At 69.7% G+C, this 13,411-nt stretch carries 12 protein-coding genes and 1 tRNA gene; 6 read left to right on the top strand and 7 right to left on the bottom strand.

Features of this window, described 5'->3' with window-relative positions; translation table 11 throughout:
- Positions 1–73: 73 nt before the first annotated feature.
- From galK to galT, 3 genes are read right to left on the bottom strand one after another with little or no spacing between them, the layout of a single operon-like run.
- Positions 74–1,246, bottom strand: coding sequence for a galactokinase (gene galK / locus ACH4RC_RS24340; RefSeq protein ID WP_398204448.1), 1,173 nt, complete (start codon positions 1,244–1,246; stop codon positions 74–76).
- Positions 1,247–1,284: 38 nt separating this feature from the next.
- Positions 1,285–2,256, bottom strand: coding sequence for a UDP-glucose 4-epimerase GalE (gene galE / locus ACH4RC_RS24345; protein WP_398204450.1), 972 nt, complete (start codon positions 2,254–2,256; stop codon positions 1,285–1,287).
- Entirely contained in the window at positions 2,256–3,320 is a 1,065-nt protein-coding gene (gene galT / locus ACH4RC_RS24350; protein ID WP_398204452.1) for a galactose-1-phosphate uridylyltransferase, read from the bottom strand. The genes galE and galT overlap by 1 nt, the downstream gene beginning before the upstream one ends.
- A gap of 211 nt (positions 3,321–3,531) precedes the next feature.
- Here galT and ACH4RC_RS24355 point away from each other — a divergent pair, with 211 nt between their 5' ends.
- Together ACH4RC_RS24355 and ACH4RC_RS24360 are read left to right on the top strand one after the other, a co-directional pair.
- Complete coding sequence (locus ACH4RC_RS24355; RefSeq protein WP_398204455.1) at positions 3,532–5,226, top strand: sodium:solute symporter family protein; 1,695 nt, start codon at positions 3,532–3,534, stop codon at positions 5,224–5,226.
- A gap of 17 nt (positions 5,227–5,243) precedes the next feature.
- Positions 5,244–5,522 (top strand): hypothetical protein, encoded by a 279-nt coding sequence (locus ACH4RC_RS24360; RefSeq protein WP_398204457.1) that lies wholly within the window; start codon positions 5,244–5,246, stop codon positions 5,520–5,522.
- 99 nt (positions 5,523–5,621) lie between these two features.
- On the opposite strand, the gene ACH4RC_RS24365 is transcribed toward ACH4RC_RS24360, so the two are convergent.
- Positions 5,622–6,533, bottom strand: a complete 912-nt coding sequence (locus tag ACH4RC_RS24365) for a hypothetical protein (RefSeq protein WP_398204460.1) — start codon at positions 6,531–6,533, stop codon at positions 5,622–5,624.
- On the bottom strand, positions 6,533–6,967 hold the full coding sequence (locus ACH4RC_RS24370; RefSeq protein WP_398204462.1) for an ATP-binding protein: 435 nt from the start codon (positions 6,965–6,967) through the stop codon (positions 6,533–6,535). Before ACH4RC_RS24370 ends, ACH4RC_RS24365 begins: the two co-directional genes overlap by 1 nt.
- Before the next feature lie 216 nt (positions 6,968–7,183).
- Between ACH4RC_RS24370 and ACH4RC_RS24375 the strand changes: the two genes are divergently transcribed.
- From ACH4RC_RS24375 to ACH4RC_RS24385, 3 genes are all read left to right on the top strand, one after another.
- Positions 7,184–8,035, top strand: a complete 852-nt coding sequence (locus ACH4RC_RS24375) for a helix-turn-helix domain-containing protein (protein ID WP_398204464.1) — start codon at positions 7,184–7,186, stop codon at positions 8,033–8,035.
- 9 nt (positions 8,036–8,044) lie between these two features.
- Positions 8,045–8,239 carry a DUF397 domain-containing protein gene (locus ACH4RC_RS24380; protein WP_398204467.1) on the top strand — a complete coding sequence of 65 codons (195 nt, stop codon included), beginning with the start codon at positions 8,045–8,047 and terminating at the stop codon, positions 8,237–8,239.
- 745 nt (positions 8,240–8,984) lie between these two features.
- Entirely contained in the window at positions 8,985–9,746 is a 762-nt protein-coding gene (locus tag ACH4RC_RS24385; protein WP_398204470.1) for a hypothetical protein, read from the top strand.
- Between the two features lie 442 nt (positions 9,747–10,188).
- On the opposite strand, the gene ACH4RC_RS24390 is transcribed toward ACH4RC_RS24385, so the two are convergent.
- Positions 10,189–10,261, bottom strand: a tRNA-Gly gene (locus tag ACH4RC_RS24390).
- 74 nt (positions 10,262–10,335) lie between these two features.
- On the bottom strand, positions 10,336–11,220 hold the full coding sequence (locus ACH4RC_RS24395) for an alpha/beta fold hydrolase (protein ID WP_398204472.1): 885 nt from the start codon (positions 11,218–11,220) through the stop codon (positions 10,336–10,338).
- Positions 11,221–11,340: 120 nt separating this feature from the next.
- On the opposite strand from ACH4RC_RS24395, the gene ACH4RC_RS24400 reads away from it, so the two are divergent.
- A complete protein-coding gene (locus tag ACH4RC_RS24400; protein ID WP_398204475.1) occupies positions 11,341–13,257 on the top strand; it encodes a BTAD domain-containing putative transcriptional regulator in 1,917 nt (638 codons plus the stop codon).
- The last annotated feature ends 154 nt before the right edge of the window (positions 13,258–13,411 follow it).

The following is a 13,411-nucleotide window of genomic DNA, read 5'->3' on the forward strand; positions in this document are numbered from 1 at the left end:
TCCGGGACCCGACCGGAACCCTGCGGAACCCCTGCGGAACCCGTCCGGAACTCCTCCGGAACCCTTCCAAAATTCAGGACACCCGGTGCGCCCCCGGCGACGGCACCGCCGGGAACACCCGCGGCGCCGTGTACCCGGCCTCCTCGAACGCCGTCAGAACCGCCTTGGTCACGGCGTCCGCGTCGGCGCTCTCCACGAGGACGACCGCCGAGCCGCCGAACCCGCCGCCCGTCATACGGGCGCCGACCGCGCCCGCCGCGTCGGCCGTGGCGACGACGAGGTCCAGCTCCGGGCAGGAGATGCGCAGGTCGTCACGGAGCGAGCGGTGCCCGTCGGTGAGGATCGGCCCTATCGCGCGTACGTCGGCGGAGTCGCCGGTGTCGAGCAGATCGATGGTCTGCTCGACGCGGTGGTCGTCGGAGACGACGTGCCGGACGTAGCGGACGACCTTCTCGTCCACCTCGGCCTGCTCCAACCTGCGCAGTGCCGCGTCGAGTTCGGCGAACGGGACGTCACGGAGGTGCGAGACACCGAGAACCCTCGCCCCCTCCTCGCAGCCCGCCCGGCGCTCCGCGTACGCCCCGTCGCCCAGCTCGTGCTTGACGCGGGTGTCGACGACGAGGAGCTGGAGCCCGTGCGCCGGCAGGTCGAACGGGACCTGCCGGGTCGACAGGTCGCGGCAGTCCAGGTGCAGAGCGTGCCCCTCGGTGGCGCAGGCGGAGGCCATCTGGTCCATGACGCCGCACGGGACGCCGACGAAGTCGTTCTCGGCGCGCTGGGCGAGAACGGCGATCTGCGGTCCGGTGAGGCCGAGCCCGAAGAGTTCGTTGAGCGCGGACGCCGTCACGACCTCGAGCGCGGCCGACGAGGACAGACCGGCACCGGTCGGCACCGTGGACGCCAGGTGCAGATCCGCGCCGGTGATCGCGTGGCCCGCGTCGCGCAGCGCCCAGACGACGCCCGCCGGGTACGCGGCCCAGCCGCCCTGCCCGTACTTGGAGAGCGGGGTCAGGTCGTCGACGCGCAGTTCGGTGACGGGGGCGTCGATGTCGGCGGAGTGCAGGCGAAGCACGCCGTCCGTCCGCTTGGCCACGGCGGCGACCGCGGTGTGCGGCAGCGCGAGCGGCATGACGAAGCCCTCGTTGAAGTCGGTGTACTCGCCGATGAGGTTGACGCGGCCCGGGGCCGCCCACACCCCCGCGGGCTCGTACCCGTACAGATCGGTGAACTGCGCGGCGACAGACATGAGTTGACTACCTACCCTGCTACGACGACGAGTGGTGACTACTGACGCGCCTGGGCGAAGCGCCAGGCGTCGGCGACGATGTCCGCGAGGTCGGCGCGGGACGGGTTCCAGCCGAGGCGCTCGCGGGCGGTGGCGGCGGAGGCGACGAGGGTCGCCGGGTCGCCGCCGCGGCGCGGTGCGATGACCTCGGGGATCGGGTGCCCGGTGACCTTGCGGACGGTCTCGATGACCTCGCGGACGGAGAAGCCGTTGCCGTTGCCGAGGTTGCAGATGAGGTGCTCGGCCGGGCGGGCCGCCTCGACGGCGAGGAGGTGGGCCTCGGCGAGGTCGGCGACGTGGATGTAGTCGCGCACGCACGTGCCGTCGGGCGTCGGGTAGTCGTCGCCGTAGACCGAGATGGCGTCGCGGCGGCCCTGGGCGACCTGGAGGACGAGCGGGATGAGGTGCGACTCGGGGTCGTGGCGCTCGCCGCACTCGCCGTAGGCGCCCGCCACGTTGAAGTAGCGAAGGGAGACGGCGGCCAGGCCGTGCGCGGTCGCCTCGCCGCTGATCATGTGGTCGACGGCGAGCTTCGAGGCGCCGTACGGGGAGGTGGGCGCGGTCGGGTCCGACTCGGTGATCGGCGTGCTGACGGGCTCGCCGTACGTGGCCGCGGTGGAGGAGAAGACGAGCTTGCGCACGCCGGCCCCGCGCATCGCGGCGAGCAGCGCCATCGTGCCGCCGACATTGTTGTCCCAGTACTTCTCGGGCTTCACCACGGACTCGCCGACCTGGGAGAACGCGGCGAAGTGCAGCACCGCGTCGTAGGAGGAGTCCAGCCACTTGGCGGCGTCGCGGATGTCGCCCTCGACGAAGACGGCGCCCGCGGGCACGCCCTCGCGGAAGCCGGTGGAGAGGTTGTCGAGGACCGTGACGTCGTGGCCCGCTTCGATCAGGTGTTGGGCGACGACACTGCCGACATATCCCGCGCCACCCGTGACCATGTACTTCTTAGGAACGACCTTGCCCATTACTTGCTCGCTACCTCTCGCAGTCGCTCGGCCGCGGTCTCCGGCGGCACGTCGTTGATGAACACGTTCATGCCGGACTCGGAACCCGCGAGAAACTTCAGCTTGCCGGAAGTGCGGCGGATGGTGAAAAGCTCGAGGTGGAGCGCGAAGTCGTCACGGTTGGCCCCCTCGAACTCATCCAGCGTGCCGAACGGGGCCTGGTGCCACGCCGCGATGTACGGCGTTGGCGGCTCGTCCTCACCGAAGATCCGGTCGAAGCGCTTCAAGAGTTCCAGATAAATCTTGGGGAACTCTGTGCGCGCGTCGTCGTCGAGCCCGAGCAGGTCGGGAACCTGGCGCTTGGGGTAGAGGTGGACCTCATAGGGCCAGTGGGCGGCGTACGGCACGAAGGCGACCCAGTGCTCACCGTCGATGACGATGCGCGAGCCGTCCGCGATCTCCCCTTCGACGGTGTCGGCGAAGAGATTGCGTCCGCCCGTCTGCTCCTTGTGCTGGGCGAGCGAGCGGAGCATGAGGGCGGTGCGCGGGGTGGTGAAGGGGTAGCCGTAGATCTGCCCGTGCGGGTGGCCGAGGGTGACGCCGATCTCGGCGCCCCGGTTCTCGAAGCAGAAGACCTGCTCGACGGAGTCGAGGTGGGACAGCTCGGCGGTCCGGTCGGTCCACGCCTCCAGGACGAGCCCCGCCTGCTCCTCGCTCAGGTCGGCGAAGGACTTGTCGTGGTCGGAGGTGAAGCAGACGACCTCGCAGCGCCCCGAGTCCCCGGCGAGCGAGGGGAACCGGTTCTCGAAGACGACGACGTCGTACGACGAGTCCGGGATCTCGCTGAGCCGGTCGCCCTCGGTCGGGCAGAGGGGGCACTGGTCGGCCGGCGGGTGGTAGGTGCGGCCCTGGCGGTGCGAGGCGATGGCGACGGAGTCGCCGAGCAGCGGGTCGCGGCGGATCTCGGAGGTGGTGACGGTGCGGTCGAGGGGGCGCCGGTCGGCGGCCTCCCGTACGACGTCGTCGCGCGAGTCGTAGTAGATGAGCTCGCGCCCATCAGCCAGCCGGGTCGACGTCTTCTTCACGTCCGACACTCCTCATCGCGCCAACCAACCAAATAAACAGAACCAAACACAACTAAGCATAAGGCAACAGGGCCGTCAAGGGGACGGGCGCACAGGAGGCCAGCGAGGTCTCGATCACAATCAAACAAAGAACGCCATGGGAACTGTTCACTTATTGAACATGGAGGCGTAGGTTCCGGTCTGATCAGTTCGCGCAACGAAGCGAGTTCCCATGCAGTCCCCCACACTGTCCGACACGACAACCCTGGCCGAAGGGCTACGGCTGCCCACCAACGGCCTCGACTACGCGATCCTCGCGATCTACTTCGTCGTCGTCCTCGGCATCGGCTTCATGGCCCGCCGCTCGGTCAGGACGAGCCTCGACTTCTTCCTCTCCGGGCGCTCCCTGCCCGCCTGGGTGACGGGTCTCGCCTTCGTCGCCGCCAACCTGGGCGCCACCGAGATCCTCGGCATGGCCGCCACCGGCGCCCAGTACGGCGTCGCGGTCGTCCACTGGTACTGGATCGGCGCCATCCCGGCCATGGTCTTCCTGGGCCTGGTCATGATGCCGTTCTACTACCGCTCGAAGGTGCGCTCGGTCCCCGAGTTCCTTCTTCAGAGGTTCGACAAGTCCGCCCACCTGCTCAGCTCGATCCTGTTCGCCTTCGCGGCGATCCTGATCGCGGGCGTCAACCTCTACGCCCTGTCGATCGTCGTCGAGGCGCTGCTCGGCTGGCCGCAGTGGGTGGCCATCGTGGTCGCGGGCGCGTTCGTCCTCGCGTACATCACCATCGGCGGTCTCTCCTCCGCGATCTACAACGAAGTCCTGCAGTTCTTCGTGATCCTCGCGGCGCTCATCCCCATCTGCATCATCGGCCTCAAGCGGGTCGGCGGCTGGGGCGGCATGACCGACTCCCTGAAGTCCCAGCACGGCGACAACTTCATGTCGGCCTGGGGCGGCACCGGCATCGGCGACGCCAACCCGCTCGGCGCGAACTGGCTCACGATCATCCTCGGCCTCGGCTTCGTCCTCTCCTTCGGCTACTGGACGACCAACTTCGCCGAGGTGCAGCGCGCCCTCTCCGCCAAGAACCTCTCGGCCGCCCAGCGCACCCCGCTGATCGCCGCGTTCCCGAAGATTTTCATCGTCTTCCTGGTGATGATCCCCGGCATGGTCGCCGCGGTGCTCGTCCCGAAGATCGGCGGCGCCGGCTCGGACCTCACGTACAACGACGCGATCCCGTACCTGATGCAGGAACTGCTGCCCAACGGTGTCCTCGGCATCGCCGTCACCGGTCTCCTCGCCGCCTTCATGGCGGGCATGGCGGCGAACGTCTCGTCCTTCAACACCGTGTTCACGTACGACATCTGGGCCAAGTACGTGAAGACCGACAAGCCCGACGGCTACTACCTGAAGTTCGGCCGCGCGATCACGGCGATCGGCGTCGTGCTCTCCATCGGCACGGCGTTCATCGCCTCGTCGTTCTCGAACATCATGGGGTACCTCCAGACCCTGTTCTCCTTCTTCAACGTCCCGATGTTCGTCGTCTTCATCATCGGCATGTTCTGGAAGCGGGCGTCCATGAAGTCGGGCGTCTGGGGCCTGGTGGCCGGCACCTCGGCCGCGATGATCAACTACTTCTACATCTACAAGCAGGGCGTCATCGACATCCCGACCGACCAGGGCGCCAACTTCGTCTCGGCGATCGTCGGCTTCGTCGCGGGCGCGGTCGTCATGGTCGTCGTCACCCTCTTCACGGCCCCCAAGCCGGAGGCGGAGCTCGCCGGTCTGGTCTACGGCACGACAGCGCCGGGCATCGAGGAGCCGCCCGCCGAGGGCGACGACGCCTGGTACCGCAGGCCCGCGCTGCTCGGCTGGGGCGCCATCGTCGTGGCCGCGCTCTGCTACCTCCCCTACTCCCTCTGATCGGAGGCTGACCCCCCATGTCTGAACTGCAGAACGAAGTCTCCGAGCTGGAGAGCAAGTCGGCGACGGCGGCCCGCCTCTTCGACATCCGCCGCATCATCGGCGGCCTGTTCGTCCTCTACGGCGTCATCGTCACCATCGCCGGCATCACGGCCTCCGACGCCGACCTCAAGAAGGCCGAGAACATCAACATCAACCTCTGGACGGGCCTCGGCATGCTCGTCCTGGGCCTCTTCTTCCTGATCTGGCTGAAGGTACGGCCTACGGCGCCGCCTACGCCGGACGAGGCGGAGTAGGGACTTCTTGCTTGGAACAGGGCGGGGCTGGGCTCCATCGCTACGCGCGATGGGGCCCAGCCCCGCCCATTCCTGTCGGTCGTGACCAGTCAGTCCTGATCAGTCCTGGTCGGCTTTGCTTGGTCCTGCGCCGGGGGTGAACAGATCGGCCGGGTCGCTCACGTGCACGGCGCGCTCGGCCCAGACAGTGAGCTGCTCGGTATCGGAGCAGGCGAGGACGCGATCACGCACCACACCGGGCACGGACAGGCCGCGCCATTCGAGGATGCGGAGGGTCATCTCGGCCCGATCCTGAGCACGGCCTTCCTCGCGGCCCTCTTCCCGCACCTGCTCCGCGACGGGGTGCCGGAAGAAGTAGCTCACCTGCGTCATCAGGTTCCTCCAGATTTCCTTCGCCTGGGGATTGACCAGGCCCGTGTCCACGAACTGCGCGAGCATTCCCGCGCTGTCGCTCTCGATGGTCCTCAGTGCGGATGCGAGCGATTCCAGTATCGCAGCGGCATCAGAGCCCCGGCCATGAACAATCGCGGAGAACGCCGCCAATGACGGATCCTCCATGGCCTGCTTCTCGTCGGTGATCTTCGGAACGTTGTCCGGCCCGAGCACAAGGGGGCGCACCGTCAGTGACGGCCACTCCCTGAGCCCCAGCCGGATGGGCCGCGCCGCCCAGCGCGCCGTGGCACGACTCTGGGTCAGGACGATAAGCACCGGTTCGATGCCGTACTTCGCATACAAGTACGCCAAGTAGTACGCCCAACTTCCGCGCTTCGACTCATCGCGCTTGCCCTGCGACTCGTACGCGAAGAGGTAATTGCCCTCGTCCGTGTCCACCCGCATCAGGGTGTCCACGCGTCGCTCGACCGGTGTGACCTCGGTCAGGTCGGTATTGAGGACCGCAATGTCACGGGCTTCCGGGAACGGCACATGGAACAGGCGCTGGAAGTTACGCACCATCATGGCCGTTTCCTTGCGGAAGAAGTGGTGCATCGTCTCGTGCGGGGAGCTCACCATCAGGCCGCTCCCAGGTCACACCACACGTACTTGCCCCGGTCACTGGCCCCGGCAGGGCCGCCAGTCGTCATGGGGTACCAGCCCCAACCGTCCGCGAACGCGCGTACGAGGTCCAGGCCCCGGCCCTGTTCCGACTCAGCGGGGACCAGGAGAGCCCGGGCGGGGGCCGGGGCCGGTGGTTTCGGGTCGGCGTCCCATACGCCGATGCGGAGAACGCCGTTCTTGTAGTGCAGGCGCAGCCCGGCGGGGCCTTTTGTGTGGCGCACGGCGTTGCTCGCCAGCTCGGTCGCCAGCAGCTCGGCCGTCTCCGTGAGGTGCGGCGGGCCGTGCAGGGTGAGGATCAGGCGCAGGGCGCGGCGGCAGACCGTGACGGCGCGCGGGTCGTTGGGGTAGTACACGGTGTACTCCCAGGGGGCGGGGGCTGGTGCGGGCATGGGTGAACTCCGTTGTTTGTAAGGGAGTTGATGCCGGGCGGTGGCCTTGTCACTGCCGTCACGGCATGGCGGAGTGGTGCGCTTCCGAGACCCGGTAGCGTTGCGTCGACTAACCACCACCGACAGTAGGTACTAACTTTAAGACCGTGCAAGCCCCGGCCGTAATGTCTGCCCGAACGGGGCATAGCTGCGCTGAAGTTGAAACGGGAGGGACACATGCCGCGCAGGAAACAGGCCACGGCCCGCCAGGGAAGACTGGGTGCCGAGCTGCGCAGGCTGCGGGAGTCCGTGGGCCTCACGGGGCGGAAGGCCGCGGCCCTGCTCGGGGTGGACTCGGTGCAGATGAGCCAGATCGAGTCCGGGATCGCGGGCGTCAGCGAAGAGAGGGTGCGTCGACTCGCGGCGAACTACGCGTGCTCGGACGCTGCCCTGATCGAAGCGCTCGTAGCCATGGCCACGGCGCGAACACGCGGCTGGTGGGAGGAGTATCGCGGCGTACTGCCCGACCCGTTCCTGGACCTTTCGGAGCTGGACCACTACGCGACGTTCCGCCGGGACGTGGCCGTCATTCACGTCCCGGGGCTTCTCCAGACCGACGCCTATGCACGCGCCCTTTTCGGGTACATGCACCCGGAGTGGCCCGATGACGAGCGGGAACTATGGGTCGAGCACCGGATCAAGCGGCGCTCAATCATCGAGGGTGCCTCCCCGCTCCCGTACGAGACGGTGATCCATGAGGCCGCGCTCCGCATCCAGGTCGGTAGCCGGAGAGAGTTCCGGAGGCAGTTGCTGCGCATCGCGGAGGCCTCGACGGCGGACCATCTGACCGTGCGGGTCATCCCCTTCGCCATAGGAGAATTCGCAGGTGGCGGGAGCTCTATGGTGCACCTGGGCGGAGCACTGCCGCGCCTGGACACCGTGGTGCGAGACGCCCCTCACGGCACCGCTTTCATCGATACCGAGGCCGAGCTGACGCAGTTTCGAACGCTCTTCCGTAAAGTAGAGGGCGTGTCACTCGACCCGTGCAGGTCGCGGGAGTTCATTCACCGGTTGACCGAAGAACTGTGAGGCCGAGCCGTGAGCACCCCTACCCAATGGCAGAAGTCCTCCTTCTCCGGCGGCGGCATAGGCAATGACTGCGTCGAACTCGCCAGCCTGGACGGTGCGATCCGGATCCGCGAAAGCAACGAACCCGGCATCGAACTCATAACCGGCCACGCCCCGCTGCAAAACCTGATCCGGACCCTCAAGGCTCAGCGCCGGGAGGGCTGACCTCAGCGGATACGGACGCGGGCCGCGCCCGGTGGCGGTGAGCCCCGGTGCGGTCTCGTCGCGGGCGGGCCGGCCGGTGGGGGTGCGGGTCCGGCGCGTGCGCGCCGGTGGGGTGGTGCGGGTGGGTCGAATCCGGGTGCCGGCCGGTGGCCACCTTGTTATTGGATTACGTGGCTGGTGCCCGGTGGGTGGTTGCGACGCCCTCCGCTCGTCTCGTCGTCGGCGGACCGCCGTCCTGGGCTGGCTTTCGCCGGTTGGGGTTGTGGGTGGAAGGGGATCGAGTCACCGGTTGTGTACAGGCCCTTCGGGCTTCGACGCCGCAGTCGCCGACGGGTTGGGTGCGGCTATGAGTGGGGTCGTCGCAGACAAGCGCAGCAGCAGGGGCGAGGGGCGGGGGCGGTTATCCACAGGGGCCCCCGATGGGTGCGGTTCGCGGGATGCTGTGGGTGGCTTTCTGAGGGTTGAGTGTGGGTGGGAAAGCGGTTTCTGCACCGAGTGTTCTGATGCCCTTCGGGGGGCGGGCAGGTGGCTGATGGGGATGGAAAGTGGGTGCGGAAAGCGCTTGCCGAGGCGTGATAAGGGCGTACCGCTGCGGGAGTTGGCTGTTGAAGGGGTGTTGCTTTGCACGTGGGCTCTTGCGCACGGGTGGAGTCGGAGCACGCTCTACCAGCGGCTTAAGGACGAACGGTGGCGGCGGCTGGGTGAAGGGGCCTTCCTGGCGCCCGGTGTTGTCCACAGTGTGCGGGTGCGGTTGTTGGCTGAGCAGTGGGCCGCCCCGCACTTGGTGGTGAGCCACTCTGCCGCTGCCTGGCTCTGGGACATCGAAGTGCCCCGCGCCTTCGCCGAGTTCACTGCCCTGCGGAGCCGCCTCAGCCGCAAGCAGCCCGGGGTTCATTGCCTCTCGCTGAGCCAAGAGGAAGTTGTCCTGCGGCGCGGGCTGTGGTGCACCGGGGTGGACCGGACCATCGGGGATCTCATGCGCGGCGCCGGGCAGGACGAGGCTGTCGTCGCCGTCGAGTCCGCCCTCACCTGGCGGCGCATCCGCAGCTACCGGCGCGCCCCGCTCACCACCCTGGACAACGTCACAGCCGAGGTTCGCCGCCCTCGCATACACGGGCGGCGCCAGGCCCTGCAACGGCTGCGGCTCATCGACCCGCAGGCCGCCTCCCCCGCCGAGACCCTGGCCAGGCTGCGGATGCACGAGGCCGGGCTCCGCCCCGTAAGCCAGGCCGAACTGGTCACCCACGAGGGCCGAAAGGTGCGGCCCGACTTTCTCTTCACCCGGGAAGGGGTCGTCGTCGAGATCGAGGGCTACGTCTATCACGGCAGCCGCGAGGCCCACCGCCGAGACCTCGCCCGCTTCAACGACCTCCAGCTCTGCCCCGAAGTCCGCCTCGTCCTGCGCTTCACCGCCTCCGAAGTCATGCGCTCCCCCGCCGACATGATCAGCCGCATCCGCCACGCCCTCGCACCCCGGACATGGAAATCGACATCGGCCCACCCCTGACTCGCCCGCGCCGGACCCGTTCGCTTCCGTTGCTGCGCTTGTCCGCGGCCACCCCGCTCATAGCCGCACCCGGCCCGGCAGCGACTGCGGCGTCCGAGACCGAAGGGGATCTGCCATACAAGTGACTTCCGCCCCTTCCGCCCACGACCCCAACCGGCGAAAGCCGGCCCTCGACGGCGGATCGACGACGACGAGACGAGCGGAGGGCGTCGCAACCACCCACCGGGCCCCAGCCACGTAATCCAATAGCAAGGTGGCCACCGGTCGGCACCCGGATTCGAGCCACCCGTACCACCCCACCGGCGCGCATGCGCCGGACCCGTCGCCCCACCGGCCGTCCGCCTGCCGCGAACCGCACCAGGGCACCAGGGCACCAGGACCAGCCCGACCGGCCCGCCCAACGCGCAAGTCCCGCCCTGCCGTAGCAGAGCGGGACTTGGAGTGGAGCGCCGGGCAGGGATTGCACCTGCATTTCCCCGCAGGAAGCGGGGCGTCTTGACTTGGACCACCGACGCATCGTTCAGCGGCCGCTGTTGCGGTGCGCCGAACAAGATCCACTGTAACCCGTCGAGCCGGGTATGGCCAGCGATCAGCGCTTCAGCAGCTCCCTGATCACGCCCGTCACCTCGTCCGGCGCCGCCTCCGCCATGAAGTGGCCCGCCCGGGTGAGCCGGTGATCCAGGTCCGGGGCCCACGCCCGCCACACCGCCGCCGCGTCGTAGCCCAGCTGCGCGCCCCAGTCCTGCTGCATGACCGTGACGGGCATGGCGAGTTGAGAGCCCGCGTCCAGGTCCGCCTGGTCGTGCGTGACGTCGATGGTCGCCGAGGCGCGGTAGTCCGCCACGATCGACTCGACCGCCGCCGCACTGGCCCGCAGGTACTCGGCCCGCACAGCGTCCGGCAGCGTCGAAGGGCCGACGGACCACGCGTCCAGGAACGAGCCGAAGAACGTGTCCGCGCTGCCCGCGATCAGCGCCTCAGGAACGCCGGGCGGCTGTGCCATCAAGTAGAGGTGGTAGGCGACCGCCGCCTGGACGCCGTGCAGGACGTTCCACATGTCCAGCGTCGGGACGACGTCCAGGATGCCCAGATGGGTGACGGTCTCCGGGTGGTCGAGACCCGCGCGGAAAGCGACCAGGGCGCCCCTGTCATGGCCGATCAGGGCGAAGCGCTCGTGGCCCAGCGCTGCCGCCACCCGGACCACGTCGGCCGCCATCGTGCGCTTCGCGTAGACGTCCGGGTCCGTGGCCGCGGGCTTGTCGCTCGCTCCGTAACCGCGCAGGTCGGGGCAGATCACCGTGTGGTCGGCCGCCAGTCGTTCCGCCACGTGGCGCCACATGAGGTGGGTCTGCGGGAAGCCGTGCAGCAGGACCACCGGGGTGCCGGTGCCGCCTACGGCGACCGCCAGCTCCACGTCGTCCGTCGCGCCCGGCAAGCGTACGTGTTCGAAGCAGGCGGGAAGGGTCTCTGTCATTTCGGGGCTCCTTCGAGGAGGCAGGCGGCACAAGGACTTCCTCCTCAGACTCCGGCCCCGCGATCAGCAACCGATCAGTGCCGGTGCGCGCCGCACCGTCCCGCCCCGCACGATGGACCCATGCGAATCGACGTACTCGGCGCCGTACGTGCCCTCCATGACGACGGGAGCCCCGTCGCGCTCGGCGGGCCCCGGCATCGGGAGGTGCTGGGGCGGCTGGTCGCGGCGGAGGGGCGGATGGTCAGTACCGACACGCTCGTCGATGATCTGTGGGCCGCTGATCCGCCGGTCCGCGCGGTAGGTGCCCTGCGTACGTTCGTCGCCGCCCTGCGCCGCGCCCTCGAACCCCACAGGCCGCCTCGCGTCGCGCCGCGCGTCATCGTCACCGAAGGTCCCGGGTACGCCCTGCGGCTGGCGCGCGAGGACATCGACGTCCAGGCTTTCGAGGACACCCTGGGCCGTGCCCGCCGGAACCCGGCCGCCGTCGACGACCTCGCCGCCGCCCTCGCCTCCTGGCGCGGCCCCGCCTACGCCGACGTACCCGACTCCGCGTGGGCCCAGCGCGAGCGGACCCGCCTCGAGGAGCTGCGGCTCGAGGGGTTCGAGCTGCGGGCCCGGATTCTTCTCGAACGGGGGGACGGGGCCGAGCTGGTCGCCGAGCTGGACGCGCATGTCGCCGAGCACCCCTGGCGCGAACCCGCCTGGGGGCTGCTCGCCCGCGCCCTCCACCGCGCGGGGCGCCAGGCCGACGCCCTGTCCTCCCTGCGGCGGGCCCGCGCCATCCTCGTCGGCCAGCTCGGGCTCGATCCGACGCCCGAGCTCCAGCGCCTGGAGACGGACATCCTCAACAACTCCCTCAGCGAAAACGTCAACGGGGAAGAGGCCACCCCGGCGCCCTTCAACGTCCGTCTCGGGCCCCGTACCACCGTCGACCTCGCCCGGACCCTCGCCCTCGCGGGCGGCGACGCCCTCGTGCACGCGCGGCGCGACCGGCTCGCCGCCGCGCAGGCCGCCGAACGCAGCGGGGACCTCGTCCTCACCGCCCGCATCATCGGCGCCTACGACGTGCCCGCGCTCTGGAGCCGGGCCGACGACCCCGCGCAGTCCCGGGCCGTCGTCGCCGCCGCCGAGCGCACGCTCGACGCCCTGGGGGCCGACGGGCCCGCCGATCTCCGCACCCGCCTCCTGGCCACCATCGCCGTCGAGAGCCGCAGCGCCGACCTGACGTCGGAAGAGGCCGAGCGCGCCCGGCATGCGGCCCGGCAGTCCGAAGCCCTGGCGCGCGCCTCCGACGACCCCGCGCTCCTCGCCTTCGCCCTCAACGCCGTCTTCCTCCAGTCCTTCCACCGGTGCGGGCTCGCCCCCGTACGGGACCGGGTCGGCGCGGAGATCCTCGGCCTCGCCACCCGGCACGGCCTGCCGCGCTTCGCCGTCCTCGGGCGGCTCGTCCGGCTGCAGTCCGCTTCCGCCCTCGGTGATCTCGACGCCGCCGCCGCGCACGCCGAGGCCGCCGAGCGCCTCGCCGCCGCCATCGAGTCGCCGCTCGTGCCCGTCCTGGCCGACTGGTTCCGGGCCCGTGTCGCCGCGGAGTCGAACCCCGCCGGCGCCGCCGCCCGCTACCGCGCCGCCGAGGACCGTCTCCGTACGGCCGGGATGCCGGGGCTGCACCGCGGCCTCTTCCCGCTGGCCGTCCTCGGTCTCCGGCTCCTCAACGACCGGCCCGCGCCCACCGATCCCCGGCTCGACTGGGGTCCGTACGAGCCCTGGGCGCGGCCCCTCGTCCTCCTCGCCCAGGGGCGGGACGCGGACGCCCGTACGGCCTTGGACGCGGTACCAGAACCGGCGCACGATCATCTGCAAGAGGCCATGTGGTGTCTCACCGCCCGCGCCGCCGCGCGTCTCGGCGCGCGCGACATCGCCGCCCGCGCCGCGCAGGCCCTACGCGACGCCCGAACCGAACACGCGGGCGCAGCCAGTGGGTTGCTCACCTTCGGGCCCGTGGCCCGGTACCTCGACGAGGTGGACGCGATGGCGTGAACGCACGAGTCCCGCCCTGCCATGACAGCGGAGCGGGACTTGGAGTGGAGCGCCGGGCAGGCCTTGCACCTGCATTTCCCCGCAGGAAGCGGGGCGTCTTTCCTTGGACCACCAACGCACTGTCCGTGCACCGCGGTTGCGGTGACCAACAAGA

The organism is Streptomyces sp. NPDC016845, from assembly GCF_044332585.1.
GTDB lineage: Bacteria > Actinomycetota > Actinomycetes > Streptomycetales > Streptomycetaceae > Streptomyces.

What these genes read in the sequence shown, in the direction of transcription:
- galK (WP_398204448.1), bottom strand. Translation starts at nt 1,246, where the DNA reads ATGTCTGTCGCCGCGCAGTTCACCGATCTGTACGGGTACGAGCCCGCG.
- galE (WP_398204450.1), bottom strand. Translation starts at nt 2,256, where the DNA reads ATGGGCAAGGTCGTTCCTAAGAAGTACATGGTCACGGGTGGCGCGGGA.
- ACH4RC_RS24355 (WP_398204455.1), top strand. Translation starts at nt 3,532, where the DNA reads ATGCAGTCCCCCACACTGTCCGACACGACAACCCTGGCCGAAGGGCTA.
- ACH4RC_RS24360 (WP_398204457.1), top strand. Translation starts at nt 5,244, where the DNA reads ATGTCTGAACTGCAGAACGAAGTCTCCGAGCTGGAGAGCAAGTCGGCG.
- ACH4RC_RS24365 (WP_398204460.1), bottom strand. Translation starts at nt 6,533, where the DNA reads ATGGTGAGCTCCCCGCACGAGACGATGCACCACTTCTTCCGCAAGGAA.
- ACH4RC_RS24370 (WP_398204462.1), bottom strand. Translation starts at nt 6,967, where the DNA reads ATGCCCGCACCAGCCCCCGCCCCCTGGGAGTACACCGTGTACTACCCC.
- ACH4RC_RS24375 (WP_398204464.1), top strand. Translation starts at nt 7,184, where the DNA reads ATGCCGCGCAGGAAACAGGCCACGGCCCGCCAGGGAAGACTGGGTGCC.
- ACH4RC_RS24395 (WP_398204472.1), bottom strand. Translation starts at nt 11,220, where the DNA reads ATGACAGAGACCCTTCCCGCCTGCTTCGAACACGTACGCTTGCCGGGC.
- ACH4RC_RS24400 (WP_398204475.1), top strand. Translation starts at nt 11,341, where the DNA reads ATGCGAATCGACGTACTCGGCGCCGTACGTGCCCTCCATGACGACGGG.